At 72.2% G+C, this 20460-nt stretch carries 13 protein-coding genes and 1 riboswitch; of the genes, 8 read left to right on the top strand and 5 right to left on the bottom strand.

Going from position 1 to position 20460, the window contains the following annotated elements:
• Positions 1 to 39: 39 nt before the first annotated feature.
• Positions 40 to 1209, bottom strand: a complete 1170-nt coding sequence (ku, locus tag ABD883_RS05740; RefSeq protein ID WP_295689201.1) for a non-homologous end joining protein Ku — start codon at positions 1207 to 1209, stop codon at positions 40 to 42.
• A 135-nt stretch (positions 1210 to 1344) separates the two neighbouring features.
• Here ku and ABD883_RS05735 point away from each other — a divergent pair, with 135 nt between their 5' ends.
• Complete coding sequence (locus tag ABD883_RS05735; protein WP_295689199.1) at positions 1345 to 3789, top strand: ATP-dependent DNA ligase; 2445 nt, start codon at positions 1345 to 1347, stop codon at positions 3787 to 3789.
• Between the two features lie 36 nt (positions 3790 to 3825).
• Here ABD883_RS05735 and ABD883_RS05730 read toward each other — a convergent pair whose 3' ends face one another.
• Complete coding sequence (locus ABD883_RS05730) at positions 3826 to 4371, bottom strand: hypothetical protein (protein WP_295689197.1); 546 nt, start codon at positions 4369 to 4371, stop codon at positions 3826 to 3828.
• A 123-nt stretch (positions 4372 to 4494) separates the two neighbouring features.
• On the opposite strand from ABD883_RS05730, the gene ABD883_RS05725 reads away from it, so the two are divergent.
• From ABD883_RS05725 to ABD883_RS05705, 5 genes are all read left to right on the top strand, one after another.
• Positions 4495 to 6159: an amidohydrolase gene (locus ABD883_RS05725; RefSeq protein ID WP_295690793.1), complete on the top strand. Its 1665-nt coding sequence runs from the start codon at positions 4495 to 4497 to the stop codon at positions 6157 to 6159.
• Positions 6160 to 6389: 230 nt separating this feature from the next.
• Positions 6390 to 6537: riboswitch (glycine riboswitch) on the top strand.
• A 128-nt stretch (positions 6538 to 6665) separates the two neighbouring features.
• The gene (gcvP, locus tag ABD883_RS05720) at positions 6666 to 9797 is read left to right on the top strand and encodes an aminomethyl-transferring glycine dehydrogenase (protein WP_295690795.1); all 3132 of its coding nucleotides are present in this window, start codon (positions 6666 to 6668) and stop codon (positions 9795 to 9797) included.
• Positions 9794 to 10984 carry a glycine cleavage system aminomethyltransferase GcvT gene (gene gcvT / locus ABD883_RS05715; protein WP_265808996.1) on the top strand — a complete coding sequence of 397 codons (1191 nt, stop codon included), beginning with the start codon at positions 9794 to 9796 and terminating at the stop codon, positions 10982 to 10984. The genes gcvP and gcvT overlap by 4 nt, the downstream gene beginning before the upstream one ends.
• A 145-nt stretch (positions 10985 to 11129) precedes the next feature.
• Positions 11130 to 11516: a glycine cleavage system protein GcvH gene (gcvH, locus tag ABD883_RS05710; protein ID WP_265809063.1), complete on the top strand. Its 387-nt coding sequence runs from the start codon at positions 11130 to 11132 to the stop codon at positions 11514 to 11516.
• A 14-nt stretch (positions 11517 to 11530) separates the two neighbouring features.
• On the top strand, positions 11531 to 13060 hold the full coding sequence (locus tag ABD883_RS05705) for an L-serine ammonia-lyase (protein ID WP_265808995.1): 1530 nt from the start codon (positions 11531 to 11533) through the stop codon (positions 13058 to 13060).
• A gap of 142 nt (positions 13061 to 13202) precedes the next feature.
• Here the strand turns inward: ABD883_RS05705 and ABD883_RS05700 are convergent, their stop codons facing one another.
• Positions 13203 to 14120, bottom strand: coding sequence for a siderophore-interacting protein (locus ABD883_RS05700; RefSeq protein WP_247618414.1), 918 nt, complete (start codon positions 14118 to 14120; stop codon positions 13203 to 13205).
• Positions 14121 to 14213: 93 nt separating this feature from the next.
• Here ABD883_RS05700 and ABD883_RS05695 point away from each other — a divergent pair, with 93 nt between their 5' ends.
• Entirely contained in the window at positions 14214 to 15566 is a 1353-nt protein-coding gene (locus ABD883_RS05695; RefSeq protein WP_247618415.1) for an MFS transporter, read from the top strand.
• Between the two features lie 192 nt (positions 15567 to 15758).
• Here the strand turns inward: ABD883_RS05695 and ABD883_RS05690 are convergent, their stop codons facing one another.
• Positions 15759 to 16790, bottom strand: a complete 1032-nt coding sequence (locus tag ABD883_RS05690; RefSeq protein ID WP_295689860.1) for a proline racemase family protein — start codon at positions 16788 to 16790, stop codon at positions 15759 to 15761.
• A gap of 180 nt (positions 16791 to 16970) precedes the next feature.
• Between ABD883_RS05690 and ABD883_RS05685 the strand changes: the two genes are divergently transcribed.
• A complete protein-coding gene (locus ABD883_RS05685) occupies positions 16971 to 19172 on the top strand; it encodes a heavy metal translocating P-type ATPase (RefSeq protein WP_295689861.1) in 2202 nt (733 codons plus the stop codon).
• Between the two features lie 66 nt (positions 19173 to 19238).
• On the opposite strand, the gene ABD883_RS05680 is transcribed toward ABD883_RS05685, so the two are convergent.
• The gene (locus tag ABD883_RS05680) at positions 19239 to 20282 is read right to left on the bottom strand and encodes an NAD(P)-dependent alcohol dehydrogenase (RefSeq protein ID WP_295689863.1); all 1044 of its coding nucleotides are present in this window, start codon (positions 20280 to 20282) and stop codon (positions 19239 to 19241) included.
• Positions 20283 to 20460 lie beyond the last annotated feature (178 nt).

Raw genomic sequence — 20460 nt, 5'->3', positions numbered from 1 at the left:
ACACTGGAAGTGGCCGTGGAGGTCGGGGTCCGGCGCGCCTCAGGCCGACTTCTTCCTCCCGCCGGACTTCTTCGACGATGACGACTTCTTCGACGCTGTCGAGGCCTTCGACGTCTTCGCCGATGACGACGTCTTCGTCCCGGACGCGCTCTTCGAGGACTTCGCGCCGGATGACTTCTTCTTCGAGGCCGGTTTCTTCTTCGAGGCCGGTTTCCTCCCCGACTTCGAGCCCTTCTGCGGGGATTTCTTCGCGCTCGTCTTCGCGGAGTCCGAACTCTTCTTCTTCGACTTCGAGCCCTTCTTCGCGGTGCCCGACTTCGAGCCCTTCGCACTCGCACCCGACCCCGCGGTGCCCGCCTGGGAACCGCCCGCCTGTGAGCCGCCCGTCTGCGAGCCGCCCGTCTGCGAGCCGCGGCGCTTCTCGACGCTGCGCTTGAGCGCCTCCATGAGGTCGATGACGTCTCCGCCGCCCTCGCCGTCTCCGCCGTCCTCGTCGTCGGTGCGGCCGAAGGTCGCGTCCGTGTCGAGCGCGTCCCCCTGGTCGAGCTTCTCGTCGATGAGCGTCCGCAGCTCCTCCTGGTACTCGTCGACGAACCTCTCCGGCTCGTAGTCCTCGGAGAACTGCTCGACGAGCGCACGCGACATCTCCATCTCCCGCTTGCTGATCCTCACCTCGGCCGAGGCGGCGTCGAAGTCCGCATCACGCACCTCGTCGGCCCACAGCATGGTCTGCAGGACGATGACGTCGTCGCGCACGCGCAGCGCCGCCAGCCGGGTCCGCGAGCGCAGCGCGAACGTCACCACCGCGGTCCGTGCGGTCTCCTCGAGCGTCCGGCGGAGCAGGATGTAGGCCTTCGCCGACTTCGCGGCGGGCTCGAGGTAGTAGCTCTTCTCGAAGGTCATCGGGTCGATCTGCTCGTCCGGGACGAACTGGACGACCTCGATCTCCTTGTCCGCCTCCGCCGGCAGCGACTCGAGCTCCTCGTCGGAGAGCACCACGGTGTCCTCGCCGTCGTCGTAGGCCTTGTCGATGTGCGCGTAGTCGACCGTCTTCCCGCACACCTCGCAGCGCCGCTGGTACCGGATCCGACCGCCGTCGGCGTCATGGACCTGATGGAGATCGATATCGTGGCTCTCGGTCGCCGAATACAGCTTGACCGGCACGCTGACGAGGCCGAAGGACACCGTTCCGGACCAGATCGCTCTCATGTTCCACCCCTGTCAGGACGCGTGCACGAGCACTAGGATGCTGTTCCATCAGCCTAGCGAGTACCCGAGCGACCACAAGGCCCCTTGAATCCGCCGCCCCCGGGACCCGACGCGCGGCCCGACGGAGGAGGACGGATGGCGAAGCGGCAGAAGGTCACGGTCGACGGCCGGCAGCTGACGCTGAGCAACCTCGACAAGGTGCTCTACCCGTCCGCGGGGACCACGAAGGCCGAAGTCCTGACCTACCTCAGCACCATCGCGCTGGTGCTCGTCCCGCAGGCGGCCGGGCGCCCCGTCACGCGCAAGCACTGGCCGGACGGGGTCGGCACCGAGGCCGAGCCCCGGGCACCGTTCTTCCGCAAGGACCTCGAGGACTCCGCCCCCGGCTGGGTGCCGCGGGAGGACCTCGAGCACTCCGACCACACGAACACCTACCCGCTCATCGACGGGCCCTCAGTGCTCGCCTGGCTGGGGCAGGTCGCGGCCCTCGAGATCCACGTCCCGCAATGGCGGTTCGACGCGGACGGCGTCCCGCAGAATCCCGACCGGCTGGTGCTCGACCTCGACCCGGGCCCGGGGCTCGGACTCGCCGAGTGCGCCGAGGTCGCCCGCCTGTGCCGGGACATCCTCACCGACCTCGGTCTCGAGTCGGTGCCGGTGACCTCCGGGTCGAAGGGCATCCACCTCTACGCCGGGCTCGACGGCGCCTCGACCTCGGAGCAGGTGTCCGAGGTGGCCCACGAGCTCGCTCGGTCCCTCGAGGCCGATCACCCCGACCTCGTGGTGAGCCGGATGAAGAAGTCGCTGCGCCGCGGCAGGGTGCTCGTCGACTGGAGCCAGAACAATGCGAGCAAGACCACCGTCTGCCCCTACTCGCTGCGCGGCCGGGCCCGTCCGTTCGTCGCCGCGCCGCGCACCTGGGACGAGCTCGACGACCCGGGCCTGGCGCAGCTCGACCACCGCCAGGTGATGGACCGGGTGGCCGACGGCCTCGACCCGATGGCCGATCTCGGGCAGGGCCAGCGAGCGGACGGCTCGGCCGATGCGCTGGACGCCTACCGGGCCAGACGGGACGCCGCCCGGACGCCGGAGCCGGTGCCGGAGGCCGCACCGCACGGGTCCGCGCGGGGCGGCTCCAGGGGGACGGGCGAGGAGGAAGCCGGGCGGACGGCGGGCTCCGCGGGCACCGAGCCGATCTTCGTCATCCAGGAGCACCACGCCAGCCGCCTCCACTTCGACACCCGCTACGAGCGCGACGGGGTGCTCGTGTCCTGGGCGGTGCCCAAGGGCCCGCCCCTGGAGCCGGGCGTCAACCGGCTGGCGGTGCAGACGGAGGACCACCCGCTCGAGTACGCGCGCTTCGAGGGGAGGATCCCGAAGGGGGAATACGGCGCCGGTGAGGTGACGATCTGGGACTCGGGCACGATCGCCATCGAGAAGTGGCGGGCGGGCGAGGAGATCATCGCCGTGCTCGACGGGCGCCCGGACGGCGGGCTCGGGGGAGTGCCCCGACGCTACGTCCTCGTCCATACCGACGGCGACAGCTGGCTCATGCAGCTGATGAAGGACCAGCCGGCGGCCGCGGCACCCTTCACCGACGACCTCCCGGCCCCGATGCTCGCGACGGCGGGATCGCCGGCGGATCTCGACGCCGACGACGAATGGGCGTTCGAGGGGAAGTGGGACGGCTATCGGGCGATCGCCGGGGTCCGGGAGGACGGGGTCGAGCTCCGCAGCCGCAACGGCGTCGACCTGCTCCCCACCTTCCCCGAACTCGCCGCGCTCGCCGAGCTCGTGCCCGCCGGCACGGTGGTCGACGGTGAGATCGTCGCCCTCGACAGCAGCAGCCGGCCGAGCTTCGGGCTGCTCCAGACCCGCGGGAAGCTCACCCGTCCCCGCGATGTCGAGCGGGCGATGGAGGACACCCCGGCCCACCTCTTCGTCTTCGACCTCCTCCGCTCACCGGAGCACGGCAGTCTGCTCACCCGCCCGTACTCCGAACGCCGCGCACTCCTCGAGGAGCTGCTGGGCGGGGACGGGCGGTCGGGCAGCGACCGCATCCAGGTGCCCGTCGCCCTCGGCGTGCCGGTCGACGCCGCGATCGACATCAGTCGTGAGCTCGGCCTCGAGGGGATCGTCGCCAAGCGGACGGACGACCGCTACCTGCCCGGCCGGCGGTCCCGCGGCTGGATCAAGATCAAGCACGACGCCCACCAGGAGGCGGTCGTCATCGGATACCGGGCGGGGAAGGGGAGCCGCTCCTCGACCCTCGGCTCCCTGCTCCTCGCAGTGCCCGAGGACGGGGAGCTCGCCTACGCGGGGCGCGTCGGCAGCGGATTCGCCGAAGCCGAGCTCGCCGACCTGCGCGCACAGCTCGACCGGATCACGCGCAGGACCCCGGCTGTCGGCGATGTCCCCGCGGCGGACTCCCGCGATGCGACGTGGGTGAGCGCGAAGCTCGTCGGCGAGGTCGCGCACTCCGGCCGCACATCCGAGGGGCGGCTGCGACAGCCGATCTGGCGCGGGCTGCGCCCGGACAAGACCCCGGACGAGGTGCGCTGGGAGTCGCCGGTGGAATGACGGCCCGACCCGGCCGGTGCCCTGCCGGACCGCGCCTCAGACCGGCTCAGGAGTGCGATCGGCCGGCGCGCTGAGCGGGCGGACCGAGGCGCGGACCGCGACGACGAGGAGTACGGCGAGCCCGACGATGAGGAGGCCGTCGGCGGCGATGTAGAGGTAGTGCCAGGACGAGCCGCCGTCGTCGACGCCGGCGAGCACCATGTCCGTGCGCCGGTTGAGTAGCGGCCGGATGCCGGCGACCTTGATGAGCAGCACCGCGGTGAGCGCCCAGGTCAGTCCGCGCTGCACCGTGCCGACCCCGGCCCGCAGGGTCGCGAACAGGAGCACGAGGGCGAGGACGACCTCGACGGCGTTCATCGCGGTGAACACGAGCCTCCCGATCCCCAGGCCGAGCGGGATCGTGATGCCCGGCGCCTGGAACTTCAGCGGCGCCTCGAGCAGGGAGATGCCGATGAGCAGACCGAGCCAGATCGCCGGCAGGACGATCCGCAGCCCGGCGCCGAGGCGCGTGTCCGGACGGGCCGCCCACCCGCCTCGGGCCGGGGCTGCGGGGGAGTCGTGGAGGCGGGGGTCGGAGGTCATGCCCCGCAGTGTACGCCCGCCCGACTGGGCACCCCGCCGGCCGGCGCCTGCTCTCGCCCCGCAGCTCGCCCCACCCGGCCCGCCCTCTGCCGCTGGGGGCGCCCTCGACCGTAGACTGGCCCCATGCGTCTCTTCACCCACGCCGATGTGGCGACGTTCGACCCCGCGAACCCCACCGCACGCGCGATCCTCGAATCGCAGGGGAAGATCCTCGCGGTCGGCAGCGTCCGCGAGCTGCGCGATCTCGCGAGCGACACGGTGCGCGTCGAGGAGATCGACTGCCGCGGCACCACGATCATCCCCGGTCTCGTCGACGCGCACCTCCACGCCGGGATGTACGCCGACACCCTCGCCGACATCGACCTCCGCCGGGTCCGCTCCGAGCACGAGGCGATCGAGGCGGTCCGCGCCCACGCCCGCACCCTGCCCGAGGGCGTCTGGGTGACCGGCGGCCGCTGGGACTTCAACACCTGGGACCGGCCGGAGCAGCCCGACCGCACCCTCCTCGACGAGGCGTTCCCCGACCGGCCCGTGGCGCTCTGGACGATCGACTACCACACCCTGTGGTGCAACGGCGCGGCCCTGCGCGCCGCCGGGATCCACGACGACACCCCGAGCCCGCGCGGTGGGGAGATCGTCCGCGACGAGCACGGCCGCCCCACCGGCATCCTCCGCGAGGACGCCGCGACGCTCGTCGAGCGCATCATCCCCGTCCTCCCGCTCGAGGTCCGAGTCGACCGGCTGCGGAAGGCGCAGGACTCGTGGCTCGCCGAAGGCCTCACCGGCCTCCACGACATCGACGGCCAGGCCTCCCGGGAGACCTGGGAGGCGCTCCGCGCCGCCGGCGAGCAGCGGCTGCGCGTCGTCAAGTACCTGCGGCTCGAGGAGTTCGACTGGGCCAAGCGCACCGGCTGGCGCACCGGCCGCGGCGACGACTGGTACGTCCAGGGCGGCCTCAAGCTGTTCTCCGACGGGGCGCTCGGCTCCCACACGAGCTACATGTCCTCGCCGTTCCCGCACGCCGCGGGCGAGGAGCCCAACCACGGCATCCAGATCGCCACCGAGGACGTGCTCCGCGGCCAGATCGCCGAGGCGCTCGACCGCGGGATCTCGCTGGCGATCCACGCGATCGGCGACCAGGCCAACCACCACGTGCTGTCCGCCCTGGCCGCGAACACCGAGCGCACCGTGCGGGCCGAGCGGAGCTTCGGGCGGGTGTTCCGCCACCGCATCGAGCACGCCCAGTTCATCCAGCCCGCCGATGTCGCCCGCTTCGCCGAGCTCGGCGTCGTCGCCTCGATGCAGCCGCGCCACTGCATCTCCGACCTCCACCTCCTCGACCGGCTGCGGCCCGACGAGTCCCTGGCCGCCTACGCCTGGGGCGATCTCGCCGCGGCCGGCGCGACGGTGGCGTTCGGCTCCGACGGGCCCGTCGAGCCGGCGAATCCCTTCGCCGCGATCTACGCCGCGATGACCCGCGCCGACATCTCCGGCGACCCGGCCACGACCTTTCAGCCCGAGCGCCGGATCAGCGCCTACGCCGCGATCGAGGCGCACTCGGCGGGCGCGGCCTACGCCGCCGGCCTGGAGACGCGCACCGGTCGGATCAGCGCCGGGATGGCCGCGGACTTCCTCGTCCTCGACCACGATCTGCTGCGCGGGGACGGCTACGACGGGATGACCGGCGAGGCCGCCTCGGAGCAGGCACTGTTCGAACACGCCGCGCGGGTGCGCGACACCCGGCCGCTCATGACGGTCGTCGGCGGGCAGGTCGCCCACAGCCGCTGAACCGCGCCCGCGGTTCCCCCCGGCCGCAGCTCCTTCCGGCCGCCGGCTGCGGAGTGTGGGGGATATGCACGAGTGTGGGGGCGTCGATGCACCTACTCTCCGCCGATACCACCACAGTCCGCTCCCGGCCGGCTGAGCGGGTGCTCCCCAGCGGCGGCCGGTGCTCCGCAGCTCCTTCCGGCCGCCCGGCCGGGCCGCTATGATGGACCCCACAGTTGAATAAGCCGTGATGACACGTGTCGGGAGAGCCGTGCGGTCGATGATCCGGAATCCCCGCCCTGCGCAGCAGGCGCGCGGCCCCGGTCCGAGGCCCACCGCGGCGCCGTAGGTGCAATTCCCTCCCCGGGAAACTCTCAGGCCCAGTACCGATGCGTGCAGGCGACTCTGGAAGAGCCGCGCCGTGGTCTCCGCAGACCGCTGGCGCGAGGTGCTGACAGAACGGGGAGGACCACCGTGCCCGACCCTGTGTCCGTCTCCCCGACGTGCACACCACCGTGAGGACTTCCATGACTGCTGGTTCCCTGGACCGCACCTCGACCCTGGCCCACACCTCGGCCCCCGCCGGCGACACCGTGCGCCCCTTCTCCGACCGCCACATCGGCCCGCGCGCCCCGCAGGTCGAGGAGATGCTCGCGGCCATCGGATACGACTCTCTCGAGGCGCTCGCCGCCGAGGCCGTGCCGGCCACGATCACCGAGGACGGCCCGCTCGCGCTCGCCCCGGCCTTCACCGAGGCCGAGGTGCTCACCCGCCTCAAAGAGATCGCGGCGAAGAACGTGCGCCGCGTGCAGATGATCGGGCAGGGCTACTCCGACACCATCACCCCGGCCGTGATCCGCCGCAACGTCGTGGAGAACCCCGCCTGGTACACCGCCTACACCCCGTACCAGCCGGAGATCAGCCAGGGCCGGCTCGAGGCGCTGCTGAACTTCCAGAACGTCGTCCAGGACCTCACCGGCCTCGACATCGCCAACGCCTCCCTCCTCGACGAGGCGACCGCCGTCGCCGAGGCGGTCCTCCTCATGCGCCGGGCGAACAAGAAGGGCTCGGTCGTCGTCCTCGACTCCGAGACCCACCCGCAGACCATCGCCGTCGTCCGCGCCCGCGCCCGGGCAATGGACTTCGAGGTGCGGATCGCCGACCTGTCCCAGGGCCTCGCCGGCGAGGACGTGTTCGGCATCGTGTGCGCCCAGCCCGGCACCTCGGGCGCGGTGCGCTCCTTCGACGCCGCCGTCACCGGGGCGAAGGAGCGCGGCGCGCTGGTGACCTTCGCCGCCGACCTCCTCGCCCTCACCCTGCTGCAGGAGCCCGCCGCCCAGGGAGCGGACATCGCCGTCGGCTCCGCGCAGCGCTTCGGCGTGCCGCTGTTCTTCGGCGGGCCGCACGCCGGCTTCATGGCGGTGACCGAGAAGCTCAAGCGGATGCTGCCCGGCCGGCTCGTCGGCGTGTCCAAGGACGCCGACGGCAAGCCCGCGTACCGGCTCGCCCTGCAGACCCGCGAGCAGCACATCCGCCGCGAGAAGGCGACCTCGAACATCTGCACCGCGCAGGCGCTGCTCGCCGTGTGCGCGGCGATGTACGCCGTCTACCACGGCCCCACCGGGCTGACCCGGATCGCCTCGCGCATCCACCGCCTCGCCCACGCCTTCGCCCAGCAGGTCGCCGCGGCGCCGGACACGGCGGTCGTCACCGAGGCCTTCTTCGACACCGTCACGCTGTCCGTCCCGGACCCGGTGGCAGCCGTCGCCGCCGCGGAGGCGTCCGGCATCAACATCCGTCGCTTCGACGCCGACCACGTGAGCGTGTCCTTCGGCGAGCCCCACACCGTCGTCGACGCCAACGCCCTGCTCGCCGCGCTCGGCGCCCCGGGTCGGATCGACGAGGCGGAGTTCGACACCGCCGGTCAGGGCACCTTCGGCCCCGGCCACGTCGCCGCCCCGCAGCTGCCCGAACCGCTCGTGCGGACCTCGGAGTTCCTCACCCACCCGGTGTTCAACTCGCACGGCTCGGAGACGATGATGATGCGCTACCTGCGCACGCTCGCCGACCGCGACCTCGCGCTCGACCGGACGATGATCCCGCTCGGCTCGTGCACGATGAAGCTCAACGCCGCGGTGGAGATGGAGGCCATCACCTGGCCCGAGTTCGCCACCATCCACCCCTTCGCCCCGGAGTCCCAGACCGCCGGCTGGCGCGAGCTCATCGCCGAGCTCGAGGACATGCTCGTCGAGGTCACCGGCTACGACCGGGTGTCCCTGCAGCCGAACGCCGGCTCGCAGGGCGAGCTCGCCGGCCTGCTCGCGATCCGCGGCTACCACCTCGCCAACGGCGAGCCCGCGCGCCGCATGTGCCTGGTGCCGGCCTCCGCCCACGGCACGAACGCCGCCTCCGCGGTGCTCGCCGGTCTCGACGTCGCCGTCGTCAAGACCGCCGAGGACGGCTCGATCGACCTCGACGACCTCGACGCGAAGATCGAGAAGCACCGCGACACCCTCGCCGGCATCATGATCACCTACCCGTCCACGCACGGCGTGTTCGAGGCCGACGTGCGCACGGTGTGCGAGAAGATCCACGACGCCGGCGGCCAGGTGTACCTCGACGGCGCGAACCTCAACGCGCTGCTCGGCCTCGCGAAGCCGGGCAAATTCGGCGGCGACGTCTCCCACCTCAACCTCCATAAGACCTTCTGCATCCCGCACGGCGGCGGCGGCCCCGGGGTGGGCCCGGTGGCGGTGCGCGAGCACCTCGCCCCGTTCCTGCCCGGCGACCCCACCGACCCCGCGCTCGTCGCCGGGGACCCGGACACCGCGCACCTGCCGGTGAGCGCCTCGGTCCACGGCTCGGCCGGCGTGCTGCCGATCAGCTGGGCGTACCTGAAGCTCATGGGTCCCGACGGGCTGACCGAGGCGACGAAGACCGCGCTGCTCGGCGCGAACTACCTCGCCCGCGAGCTCGACGACTCCTTCCCGGTGCTCTACACCGGGGCGACCGGGCTCGTCGCTCACGAGTGCATCCTCGACCTGCGCGACATCACGGCGCGCACCGGGGTCACCGCCGAGGACGTCGCCAAGCGGCTCATCGACTACGGCTTCCACGCCCCCACGCTCGCCTTCCCGGTCGCCGGCACCCTCATGGTCGAGCCCACCGAGAGCGAGGACAAGGGCGAGCTCGACCGCTTCATCACCGCGATGCGCGCCATCCGCGCGGAGATCGACGCGATCGGCACCGACTACTCCTACGAGCAGTCACCGTTGAAGAACGCCCCCCACACCGCCACCTGCGTCATGGACGACTGGGACGCCGAGTACTCACGGAGGACGGCGGTGTTCCCGGTGCGCGGCCTCGAGCTCACGAAGTACTTCCCGCCGGTGCGCCGCATCGACGGGGCCTACGGCGACCGCAACCTCGTGTGCTCGTGCCCGCCGCCCGAGGCGTTCGAGACCGCCGAGGAGCCCGCCGGGTCCGCCGGTGCCGCGGACTCGGGTTCCGCGACCGAGGCGCCCGCGACGGAGGGCTCCGCGGGTGAGCCCGCCACCAGCCCGGCCGATGTCGACGACGCGGGCGGCAGCACCGACGTCGCCGGCAGGGCCGGCGGCTCCGCCGCCACCGATCAGCAGACCGAGGGAGACCAGCGATGAGTGCCGACACCACGCAGCAGGCCGGGAAGCCGACCGGCCCGCGGCAGACCCCGCTCCATTCCGTCCACTCGGCCCTGGGGGCGAGCTTCACCGACTTCGGCGGCTGGGACATGCCGCTCAAGTACGGCTCCGAGCTCGCCGAGCACCGGGCGGTGCGCGACGCGGCCGGGATCTTCGACCTCTCCCACATGGGCGAGGTGCGGGTGACCGGCGCGGAGGCCGCGGCGTTCCTCGACTTCGCGCTGCTCGCGACGTACTCGACGATGAAGGTCGGCAAGGCGAAGTACGGCGTCATCGTCGACGAGTCCGCCGGCATCATCGACGACCTCATCACCTACCGGATGGCCGATGAGGAGTACCTCGTCGTGCCCAACGCCTCGAACACCCCGGCCGTCGCGGCCGCGCTCGCCGAGCGCGCCGAGCAGTTCCGGAGCGCAGGCACCGCGGACGCGGGATCGGTCGACCTCGAGGTCCGCGACGAGTCGGGCGACACCGCGCTCATCGCGGTGCAGGGGCCGGCCGCCGAGGCGATCCTGCTCGCCACCCAGGACGACGCCGGTGCCCGAGCCGGCATCGAGGACCTGAAGTACTACGCGTGGGCGCCGCTCACCGTGTCCGGCATCGACGTCATGCTCGCCCGCACCGGCTACACCGGGGAGGACGGCTTCGAGCTCTACCTGCCGAACCCGCAGGCCGTCAGCCTGTGGGAGGCGCTCACCGCCGCTGGGGAGGGCCACGGCCTCGTGCCCGCCGGGCTCGCCGCCCGCGATTCGCTGCGCCTCGAGGCCGGGATGCCGCTGTACGGCAACGAGCTCAGCCGGCAGACCACGCCCATCGACGCCGGCCTGGGCCGGATGGTCACCGCCGCGCTGAAGAACAAGAGCGAGTTCTGGGCCCGGGCCGCGCTCGAACAGCTCGCCGGCACGGAACCCGCCCGCGTGCTCGCCGGACTCACCTCCGAGGGGCGCCGCGCCGCCCGCGCCGGAGCCGTCGTCTCCGTCGACGGGAGCGAGGTGGGGACCGTGACCTCGGGCCAGCCCTCGCCGACGCTCGGCCACCCGATCGCGCTGGCCTACCTCGACTCCGCTGCCGCGGAGCCGGGCACCGCGGTGAGCGTCGACATCCGCGGCAAGGCGAACGACTTCACCGTCACCGCCCTGCCGTTCTACTCCCGCAAACAGGACTGACGCACCGGCCGGCCCGTCCGCGGGCCGGCCGGGTCGCCGGATGTCACCGGCTCGCCGGCGGCATCCGACGGTCGGCACCCGCACCCATCGCAATCGCACCGCCGAGGCCGCCTCGGCATCCACGAAAGGACACACCATGGCAGATCTGCCCGAGCTCCCGCAGGACTTCTCCTACTCCGCCGAGCACGAGTGGGTGAACGCGAGCGCCGGCGCCGTCACCGGCTCCACCGTCAAGGTCGGCATCACCGCCGTCGCCGCCGACGAGCTCGGCGAGATCGTGTTCGTCGACCTGCCCGCCGTGGGCGACACGATCACCGCCGGTGAGACCTGCGGCGAGGTCGAGTCGACGAAGTCGGTCTCCGACCTCTACTCGCCGGTGACCGGTGAGGTCGTCGCGGTCAACGAGGCCGCCTCCGACGACCCCGGCATCATCAACTCCGACCCCTATGGCGAGGGCTGGCTGTTCGAGGTGGCCGTGTCCGCGGCCGGCGAGCTCATGGACGCCGCCGCCTACGCCGAAGCCACCACCTGATCCGGGGCCGTCCCATGGCGATCAGCGTCTTCGACCTCTTCACCGTCGGCATCGGCCCGTCGAGCTCCCACACCGTGGGGCCGATGCGGGCGGCCGCGAGCTTCGCCGAGCTCATCGGCGAGCGGGTCGATGAGGTGGCCTCCCTCGAGGTCGACGTCTTCGGCTCGCTCGCCGCGACCGGCCGCGGCCACGGCACCTTCGACGCGATCCTGCTCGGCCTCGAAGGGGTGCAGTCGGATCTCGTCGAGCCCGATGAGATCGTCGAGCGCACCGAGAGGATGCGCAGCACCGGGTGCATCCGGCTGGCCGATGCGAAGGAGATCGCCTTCGGGATCGACGACCTGCGGCAGCGCCCGCTGACGATCCTCGAGCGCCATCCCAATGCGCTCGAGCTCCGCGCGCTCGACGCCGGCGGCGAGGAGATCGCCCACGAGACCTACTACTCCGTGGGCGGCGGCTTCGTCGTGTCCGCCACCGAGGACGCCGCGCTCGCGGCGGGTGGCGAGGCCGGGGCCGGAGCCGATGCTCGGGGCGGGGACAGCGCTTCCGATCCGTCCGCCATGGCCCAGCCGGCCGATGGCACGAGCCCGGCGGGTACCTCGGCCGCGGGATCCGGTGAGGCGGGATCCGGTGAGGCGGGATCCGGTGAGGCAGGAGGCGTGCCGTTCCCGTTCGAGACCGCCGCGGAGCTCCTCGAGATCTGCCGCCGCGAGGACCTGCGGATCTGGGAGGTCATGCTCGCCAACGAGAAGGTGAGCCGGGACGAGGACGAGATCCGGCGCGGGCTGCTCCACATCTACTCGGTGATGGACCAGTGCACGATGAACTCGCTCGACCGCTCCGGCTACCTGCCCGGCGGGCTCAAGGTGCGCCGCCGTGCCCACGACTGGTTCCTCCGGCTTAAGGCCGAGGACCCGGGCAAGGACCCCAAGTACTACCAGGAGTGGGTCAACCTCATCGCGCTCGCGGTCAACGAGGAGAACGCCTCGGGCGGGCGCGTGGTCACCGCGCCGACGAACGGGGCGGCCGGGATCATCCCCGCCGTCCTCTACTACGCGCTCAACTACGTCACCGAGGTTGTCGAGGGCGGACAGGCGGCGCGCGCCGACGCGATCGTCCGCTTCCTCCTCACCGCCGGTGCGATCGGCGTGCTCTACAAGGAGCGCGCCTCGATCTCCGGGGCCGAGGTCGGCTGCCAGGGTGAGGTCGGATCCGCCTCGTCGATGGCCGCCGGCGGTCTCGCCGAGGTGCTCGGCTGCTCGGTGCAGCAGGTGGAGAACGCCGCGGAGATCGCGATGGAGCACAACCTCGGCCTGACCTGCGACCCGATCGCCGGGCTCGTCCAGGTGCCGTGCATCGAGCGCAATGCGATCGCCTCGGGCAAGGCGATCAACGCCGCGAAGATGGCGCTGTGGGGCGATGGCGAGCACCGGGTGTCGCTCGACGAGGTCATCGCGACGATGCGAGCGACCGGGGCGGACATGAGCGACAAGTACAAGGAGACCGCGCTCGGCGGGCTCGCCGTCAACGTCGTCGAGTGCTGAGCGGGGGGCGCCTGGCCGCTCCCGGTGCACTGCAGTGCGGATACCGGTGAGTATCCGCACTGCAGTGCACCCGGAACCGACGAACCGCACTGAAGTGGCGCCGGAACGGCTGGGATAGCCGGGGTCGAGGTGCGGGCCGGCATCACTCGGTGGGCCGGCCGGCCTGCCAGTAGCCCTTGGAGAACACCGAGCGGCGGGTGAGCGCCGTGCGCGTGAGCAGCAGCCTGCGGATCCGCGCGACCCCGCCGCCCTCACCGCACAGCCACGCGCTCGTGAAGTCCGGGGCGCCCGCCGTGCTGCCCTCACCTGATCTTGCACCCGGCTCCGTGCCGTGGTCCGCTCCCGTCGCGAGCGCTTCGGAGATGGCCCCCGCGAGCAGATCGCCGGGTCGTGCGGACCCGCGCACCACCCAGGTGATGTCGATCGACTCCGGCCGGTCGGCGACGGAGTCCATGCTGTCGACCTCGACGAAGGCGCGGACCCGCGCGGCGTCGGGTGTGCCGGCCAGCTCCTCGGCGATGTGGGCCAGCGCCGGCAGCGCGGTCTCGTCCGCGGCGAGCAGCTGGGGACCCTCGGCGGGACGGCGGTACCCCGCCGAGCCCTCCTTGAGACCGACCTCGTCCCCGGGACGCGCCCGCAGTGCCCAGGCCGACCCCGGGCCTGCGTCCCCGTGCGTGACGACGTCGACGTCGATCTCCCCGCGCCCCGGCCGGTGCCGCCGCACGGTGTAGCAGCGGACGTCGGGTCGGATGTCTTCCGGGAGGTCGCGGACTGCGCGGGCGACCTGGAGGACCTCGGGAGCCGGCAGCGCGAGCGCGACCCCGGGGCGCGGCAGGATGAGTGCGAAGTACTCGTCGGGTCCGACGGGGACGAAGGTGCGCAGCGACTCCGCGGCCAGGGTGATCCGTCGGACGCGCGGGGCGACCTCGACGTTCGCCGTGACGGTGAGCCGGTGGAGGACGTACTCCTCGCGCGGCGGGGCGATCGCCATGAAGCGGCCGTAGACCGCGGTCGCTGCAGACAGGAGCGTCGAGCTCACGGTCCTCGGCGGGGGTGTCATCGCGGCGGGCTCCTCTGTGTTCGGCGGCACCCGGGATCGGGTTTCCGGAAATTAGGTTACACGAACATGCTCAAATGAGGTTAGCCTTATCGCATGACCATGCATGCCCCGTCCGCCGCGCCGACCGCGGCCGGCGGCCTCCCCATCCCGCCGCTGCGCACGAGCGTCCCGCTCCTCGGTAGCCTCTACACCGCCCAGTACGTCGGTGTCGGATTCATCTACTTCGGCCTCGTCGCGATCCTGCGGCGGCAGGGGATCGAGCTCGCGCAGCTCGCCGCGTTCCAGCTCATCGGCGCGGTGTGGGCGCTCAAGTTCCTCTGGGCGCCGCTCGTCGACGCTGTCGGACGCACCCGCACGGGGCACTACCGGAACTGGATCCTCGTCGTCCAGCCGCTGCTCGCGCTCAGCGTCCTCGCACTGCTCCTCATCCGCGAGCCCGCCACGCAGCTCGGGGCGCTCGGACTCATCATCGGCGCCTACGCATTCCTCAGCGCCACCCAGGACATCGCCGCAGACGCCCTCGCCGTGCGGATCGTCGACGCCCGCCACCGCGGGGTCGCCAACGGACTCGCCGGGGCGGGGTCGTGGCTCGGCAACATCCTCGGCGGCGGGCTCGTCGTCGTCATGTACGACGCGATCGGCTGGACGGCCGCGGTCGTCACGCTCACCGTGCTCACCCTCCTCCCGCTCGTCCTCGTGCTCCGGTTCGCGGAGCCTCTGCCGCGGGGGGCCGGGGTCCTGCCCCGTTCGGCGAGCTCCCACCCGCACTCCGCCGGGGCACCGGCCGGGTTCGCCGGCGCCGCCCACGGTCTGCGCGCCTCCGTGCGGGCGATGCGCTCGCTCTTCGCCCAGTCGGGCTGCCGCTTCTGGGCGCTCGCGGCGATGCCCGCCTTCCTCTGTGGGGTGACCGCGGCCTACGGCCTGCTCACCGTCGCGCTCGTCGACGCCGGCTGGTCACTCACCGCGATCGGCGTGCTCATGGGGATCGTGCTCGGCTTCCCCGCGATCGCCGCCTCGCTCGGCAGCGGGTGGCTCCTCGCCCGGTTCGGCCGCCGCACCATGATCCTCGCCACCGGAATCGCCGCCGCCGCTGCGACCCTCGGCCTGCTGCCGCTCATGGGCGGGGACGGTTCCCGGCTGGCCGTGGTCGCCGGGGTGTGCCTGTACGTCGCGGCGATGGCGGCGGCATCGACCGTCGTGTACACGGTGAACATGGACTACTCGCGGGTCGAATCCGCCGGCGTCGACTTCACCCTGCTCGCCTCGACCGCGATCCTCTTCAGCTATGTGTCCGGGGCGCTCATGACCTGGCTCGCCGGCAGCCTCGGGTACGTCCTCGTCACCGTCATCGCCAGCGGGCTCGCGCTCCTCGGCACCGGGCTCGCCGCCCTCCACGCCCAGCGGCACGGCGTGCGGGCCTTCGCTGCTGAGGAACGGGCACACTGAGCGCAGCGCGGCCGATCGAGCCCGGAATCGGGGTCTTCCCGGGTCACTGCAGTGCGGATACCGGTGAGTATCCGCACTGCAGTGCACCCGGAACCGAGGAACCGCACTGGGGTGGCGCCGGAACGCCCCGGATAGCCGGGGCCGAGGTGCGGGCCGCGGCACTATCCCTCCGGCTCGTCCCCGGCACCGGCCTCAGCGGAGGGTGAAGCCGGGGACCAGGGGGTCGGCGGGGTCGACGGTGAAGGTGTGCTCCCCGGTCCGGTGGGCGCTGCCGGTGACCTCGGGCACGATCGCCGGGAGCCCGTGCGCGTGCGTCTGCTCGAGGATGCGGCCGACGAACCGCGTGCCGACGATCGATTCGTGGACGAGCCGGGTGCCTGGGCGGAGCACGCCCTCGGCGGCGAGGGTCGCCATCCGTGCCGCGGTCCCCGAGCCGCACGGCGAGCGGTCCACCTGGCCGTCGGCGAACACCGTGACGTTGCGCTGCACCGGGCTGCCGTCGTCTTCGAACCCCAGGTGCTCGACGAAGATCACCCCGTAGATGCCGCTGAGCCGCGCGTCCTCCGGGTGCTGAGCGAGCTCCGTGCCGTCGAGCGCGGCCTTGATCTCCCGGCCGAGTGCGATGGACTCGGGCAGGTTCTCGGGGACCACAAGGAGCCCGAACGCGGTCGCGTCGACGCTCGCATAGAGCGCGCCGCTGCTGCTGATCGACACCGGCACCGTGCCGGCACCCGTGTGCACTTCGACGCCGGAGTGGAGGTGGACGCTCGGCACGTTGACGAACGCCGCCGAGGCGACCCGCCCCTCGGCATCGGTGCTCACCCGGGCGGTGACCCGGCCGGACGGGACATCGATGACGACGTCGGTGGTGCCGCCCGCTCCCACGGGCACCCGGCCGGTCTCCACCGCCCAGGTCCCGAGCGCGATCGTCCCGTGCCCGCAAGCGGTCGAGAACCCGTCCGCGTGCCAGAACAGCACGCCGAAGTGCGCGCCCGGGTCATCGGGTGCGGTGATGAAGCCGCCGTACATGTCGGCGTGGCCGCGCGGCTCCGAGCACAGCAGCCGGCGCAGCCCGTCGACCGCGGGGTCCGCCATCGCCTCGAGCCGCTTGTCCGCGACGGTGGGGGCGGAGAGGGGCGGGGTCTCCGTGACGATCCGGAACGGCTCCCCGGCCGTGTGGTAGTCGGTGGTGCGGATCGGTTCGGAAAGGGCGGGGTTCGGCACGTCGGTGTGCTCCTCTGCGGCGGTGGGTGGCGAGCGGATGCGTTCTCCGGCTCCACCCCGATTGTTGCAGGCGCGGGGCGCGCACCGTGACCGACGGAACTGTGGAGCCCCCTGTTCACAATACCCCTAGGGGGTATAAGATCGAAGGGCGAAGTCACCCGACACGATCGAGGAGTTCACATGAGTTCTTCGGACGCCCGTCACCAGGACGCCCACGCCGCGCACGAGGAGCATTCCGACCGTCACGGCCATCCCAGTCGCGGCCATTCCGGCCACGGCCAGCCCGGTCACAGCGGCCACTCCGACCACGGCGGCCACTCGGGCCACGGCGGTGGACACGGGGATCACGCCGCCATGTTCAGGAGCCGGTTCTGGCTGAGCCTGGTGCTGGCTCTCCCCGTCATGGCCTTCAGCCCGATGTTCGTCGGGTTCTTCGGCCTGTCCGTGCCCGAGTTCCCCGGCGCCCACTGGGTCGCCCCGGTGCTCGGCACGGTGATCTACCTCTACGGCGGGATGCCCTTCCTGACCGGCGGGATCTCCGAGCTCCGGTCCCGCAGGCCCGGGATGATGCTCCTCATCGCGATGGCGATCACCGTCGCCTTCGTCGCCTCGTGGATCACCAGCCTCGGGGTCGGCGGCTTCCAGCTCGACTTCTGGTGGGAGCTCGCCCTGCTCGTCGTCATCATGCTGCTCGGCCACTGGATGGAGATGCGGGCACTCGGGGCGGCATCGGGCGCACTCGATGCGCTCGCCGAGCTCCTGCCCGACGACGCCGAGAAGGTCGTCGACGGCGGGACCGTCACCGTGTCCGTCGCCGAGCTCGCCGCCGGTGACATTGTCCTCGTGCGCTCCGGTGGGCGCGTCCCGGCCGACGGCCGGATCGTCGACGGCCATGCCGAGTTCGATGAATCGATGATCACCGGAGAATCCAGGACCGTGCCGCGCGCCGCGGGGGACACCGTCGTCGCCGGCACCGTCGCGGTCGACGACTCCGTGCGCATCGAAGTCGAGGCGACCGGGGACGACACCGCGCTCGCCGGGATCCAGCGGCTCGTCTCCGAGGCGCAGGACTCCTCCTCCCGCGCCCAGGCGCTCGCCGACCGGGCGGCCGCGCTGCTGTTCTGGTTCGCGCTCGGCGCCGGGATCATCACCTTCCTCGTCTGGCTGCTCATCGGCTTCCCGGACGAGGCGGTCGTCCGCACGGTCACCGTGCTCGTCATCGCCTGCCCGCACGCCCTCGGCCTCGCCATCCCGCTCGTCATCGCGATCTCGACCGAGCGCGCCGCGAGCGCCGGGGTGCTCATCAAGGACCGGATCGCCCTCGAGCGGATGCGGTCGATCGACACCGTGCTGTTCGACAAGACCGGCACCCTGACCCGGGGTGCGCACACCGTGGCGGCGGTCGCCTCCGTCGACGGCCTCGACGACGGGCGGGTCCTCGCCCTGGCCGCCGCGGCCGAGGCGCGCAGCGAGCACCCGGTCGCCCGCGCCATCACCGCCGCGGCCGCCGAATACGACGATGCCGCCGGGCTCCCGCTGACCGGGAGCGACTTCTCGTCGGCTGCAGGGCGCGGGGTCCGTGCCCAGGTCGACGGGACCGAGGTCGCGGTCGGGGGACCGAACCTGCTCGAGGAGATGTCACTCGAGTCGCCGTCGGAGCTCGCCGACCGGATCGAGGAGTGGACCGGGCGCGGAGCGAGCATCGTCCACGTCATCGCCGACGACCGCGTCATCGGCGCCGTCGCCCTCGAGGACGCCGTCCGGCCCGAATCGCAGGCCGCGGTGAAGGCGCTCCGGGACCGTGGGGTCCAGGTCGCGCTCATCACCGGCGACGCCCGACAGGTCGCCGAGGCCGTCGGCCGGGAACTCGGCATCGACGAGGTGTTCGCCGACGTCCTCCCGCACGACAAGGATTCCGCAGTGGCGGATCTCCAGGGCCGGGGGCGGTCCGTCGCCATGGTCGGCGACGGGGTCAATGATGCGCCGGCGCTCGCCCGCGCCGACGTCGGGATCGCGATCGGTGCCGGAACCGACGTCGCGATGGAGTCCGCGGGCGTGGTGCTCGCGGGCAACGACCCGCGGGCCGTGCTCTCGATGATCGATCTGTCCCGCGCGAGCTACCGGAAGATGATGCAGAACCTCGTGTGGGCCGCCGGCTACAACGTGCTCGCCGTCCCGCTCGCCGCCGGTGTCCTCGCGCCCCTCGGCTTCGTGCTCTCCCCGGCCGTCGGTGCGATCCTCATGTCGCTCTCGACGATCATCGTCGCCCTCAACGCGCAGCTGCTGCGCCGGACCGAGCTCGATCCGCAGAACCTCGCGCCGACCGCCGAGCAGGACGATGCCTCACGCCGGGAGACCGCGGGGGCTGCGGAGCGCGGATGAGCAGCCGAGCGTGCTCCGGCGCCTCGGCGTGCGCGGTCGCGCTCCGTCGCTCTCCTCGTCAGCGGCTCAGAAGGTCTTGGCGTCGATGACGAACCGGTAGCGCACGGCGGAATCGACCACCCGGTCGTAGGCGTCGTTGATGGCGTCCGCGTCGATGAGCTCGATCTCCGCGGTGATCCCGTGCTCGGCGCAGAAGTCGATCATCTCCTGCGTCTCGCGGATGCCGCCGATGTTCGAGCCGGCGACCGTGTGCCGACCGCCGATGAGCAGTCCCGGCTGCACCGACAGGGGCGCCGGCGGCAGGCCGAGGAGGACGAAGGCGCCCTCGGGGCGGAGCATCTTGAGGTAGGTGTCGGTGTCGAGCGGGACGGAGACGGTGTTGAGGATGAGGTCGAACTCGCCCCGGTGGGCGCGGTGGAAGCCGTCCTCGGCGGTGGAGACGTAGTCCGCTGCACCGAACCGGCGGCCGTCGTCCTCCTTCGCCAGTGAGTGCGAGAACACCGTCACCCGGGCGCCCATCGCCGCGGCGAGCTTGACCGCGACGTGCCCGAGCCCGCCGAGGCCGACGACGGCGACGTGCGAGCCGGGCCCGGCCTGCCACTTGCGCAGCGGCGAGTAGGTGGTGATGCCGGCGCACAGCAGCGGGGTCGCCGCGGCCGGGTCGAGGGACTCGGGGATGCGGATGAGGAAGCGGCGACTGACGGGGATGTGGGTGGCATAGCCGCCCTGCGTCACCGAGCCGTCGACCCGGTCGGTGCTGTTGTACGTGCCCACGGAGCCGGTCTCGCAGTAGTGCTCGTTGCCCGCCGCGCACTGCGCGCACTCGCCGCAGGAGTCGACGAGGCAGCCCACACCCACCCGGTCGCCGAGCGCGAAGTCGGTGACCGCGGAGCCGAGCTCGGAGATCCGGCCGACGATCTCGTGGCCGGGCGTCATCGGGTAGCGGCACCCGCCCCACTCGTCCCGCACCGTGTGGATGTCGGAGTGGCAGATTCCGGCGAACTCGATCTCGATCATCACGTCGTCGGCCCGCAGCTCGCGCCGGTCGAGGGTGCCCTTGGTCAGGGGCTGGTCGGGGGCGGTGGCCTGGTAGCACGCAACAGCAGTCATGCGCAGAAGTCTATGCTTCACCCCGGGGCTTGTGCTCCGGGTCACTCAAAGGTATGTTGGGCAAGCCTTTGAAGATCGAGACCTGAGCAGGACGATCGTCCTGGTGAGACAGGTCGAGCCGGCGCGGGCACCGGCGCCGCGGGGCGCCTCGGGTGCGGTGCGCGGGCCGACCGCAGAG

The organism is Brevibacterium pityocampae, assembly GCF_039541555.1.
Classification (GTDB): Bacteria; Actinomycetota; Actinomycetes; order Actinomycetales; family Brevibacteriaceae; genus Brevibacterium; species Brevibacterium pityocampae.
This window is presented reverse-complemented; position numbering and strand designations above follow the sequence as displayed.

Excerpts from the sequence above, each read along its gene's own strand:
- ABD883_RS05695 (WP_247618415.1), top strand. The coding sequence starts at position 14,214 with ATGACCATGCATGCCCCGTCCGCCGCGCCGACCGCGGCCGGCGGCCTC.
- ABD883_RS05730 (WP_295689197.1), bottom strand. The coding sequence starts at position 4,371 with ATGACCTCCGACCCCCGCCTCCACGACTCCCCCGCAGCCCCGGCCCGA.
- ABD883_RS05680 (WP_295689863.1), bottom strand. The coding sequence starts at position 20,282 with ATGACTGCTGTTGCGTGCTACCAGGCCACCGCCCCCGACCAGCCCCTG.
- ABD883_RS05725 (WP_295690793.1), top strand. The coding sequence starts at position 4,495 with ATGCGTCTCTTCACCCACGCCGATGTGGCGACGTTCGACCCCGCGAAC.
- ABD883_RS05735 (WP_295689199.1), top strand. The coding sequence starts at position 1,345 with ATGGCGAAGCGGCAGAAGGTCACGGTCGACGGCCGGCAGCTGACGCTG.
- ABD883_RS05705 (WP_265808995.1), top strand. The coding sequence starts at position 11,531 with ATGGCGATCAGCGTCTTCGACCTCTTCACCGTCGGCATCGGCCCGTCG.
- gcvP (WP_295690795.1), top strand. The coding sequence starts at position 6,666 with ATGACTGCTGGTTCCCTGGACCGCACCTCGACCCTGGCCCACACCTCG.
- ABD883_RS05685 (WP_295689861.1), top strand. The coding sequence starts at position 16,971 with ATGAGTTCTTCGGACGCCCGTCACCAGGACGCCCACGCCGCGCACGAG.
- ABD883_RS05700 (WP_247618414.1), bottom strand. The coding sequence starts at position 14,120 with ATGACACCCCCGCCGAGGACCGTGAGCTCGACGCTCCTGTCTGCAGCG.
- gcvT (WP_265808996.1), top strand. The coding sequence starts at position 9,794 with ATGAGTGCCGACACCACGCAGCAGGCCGGGAAGCCGACCGGCCCGCGG.
- ku (WP_295689201.1), bottom strand. The coding sequence starts at position 1,209 with ATGAGAGCGATCTGGTCCGGAACGGTGTCCTTCGGCCTCGTCAGCGTG.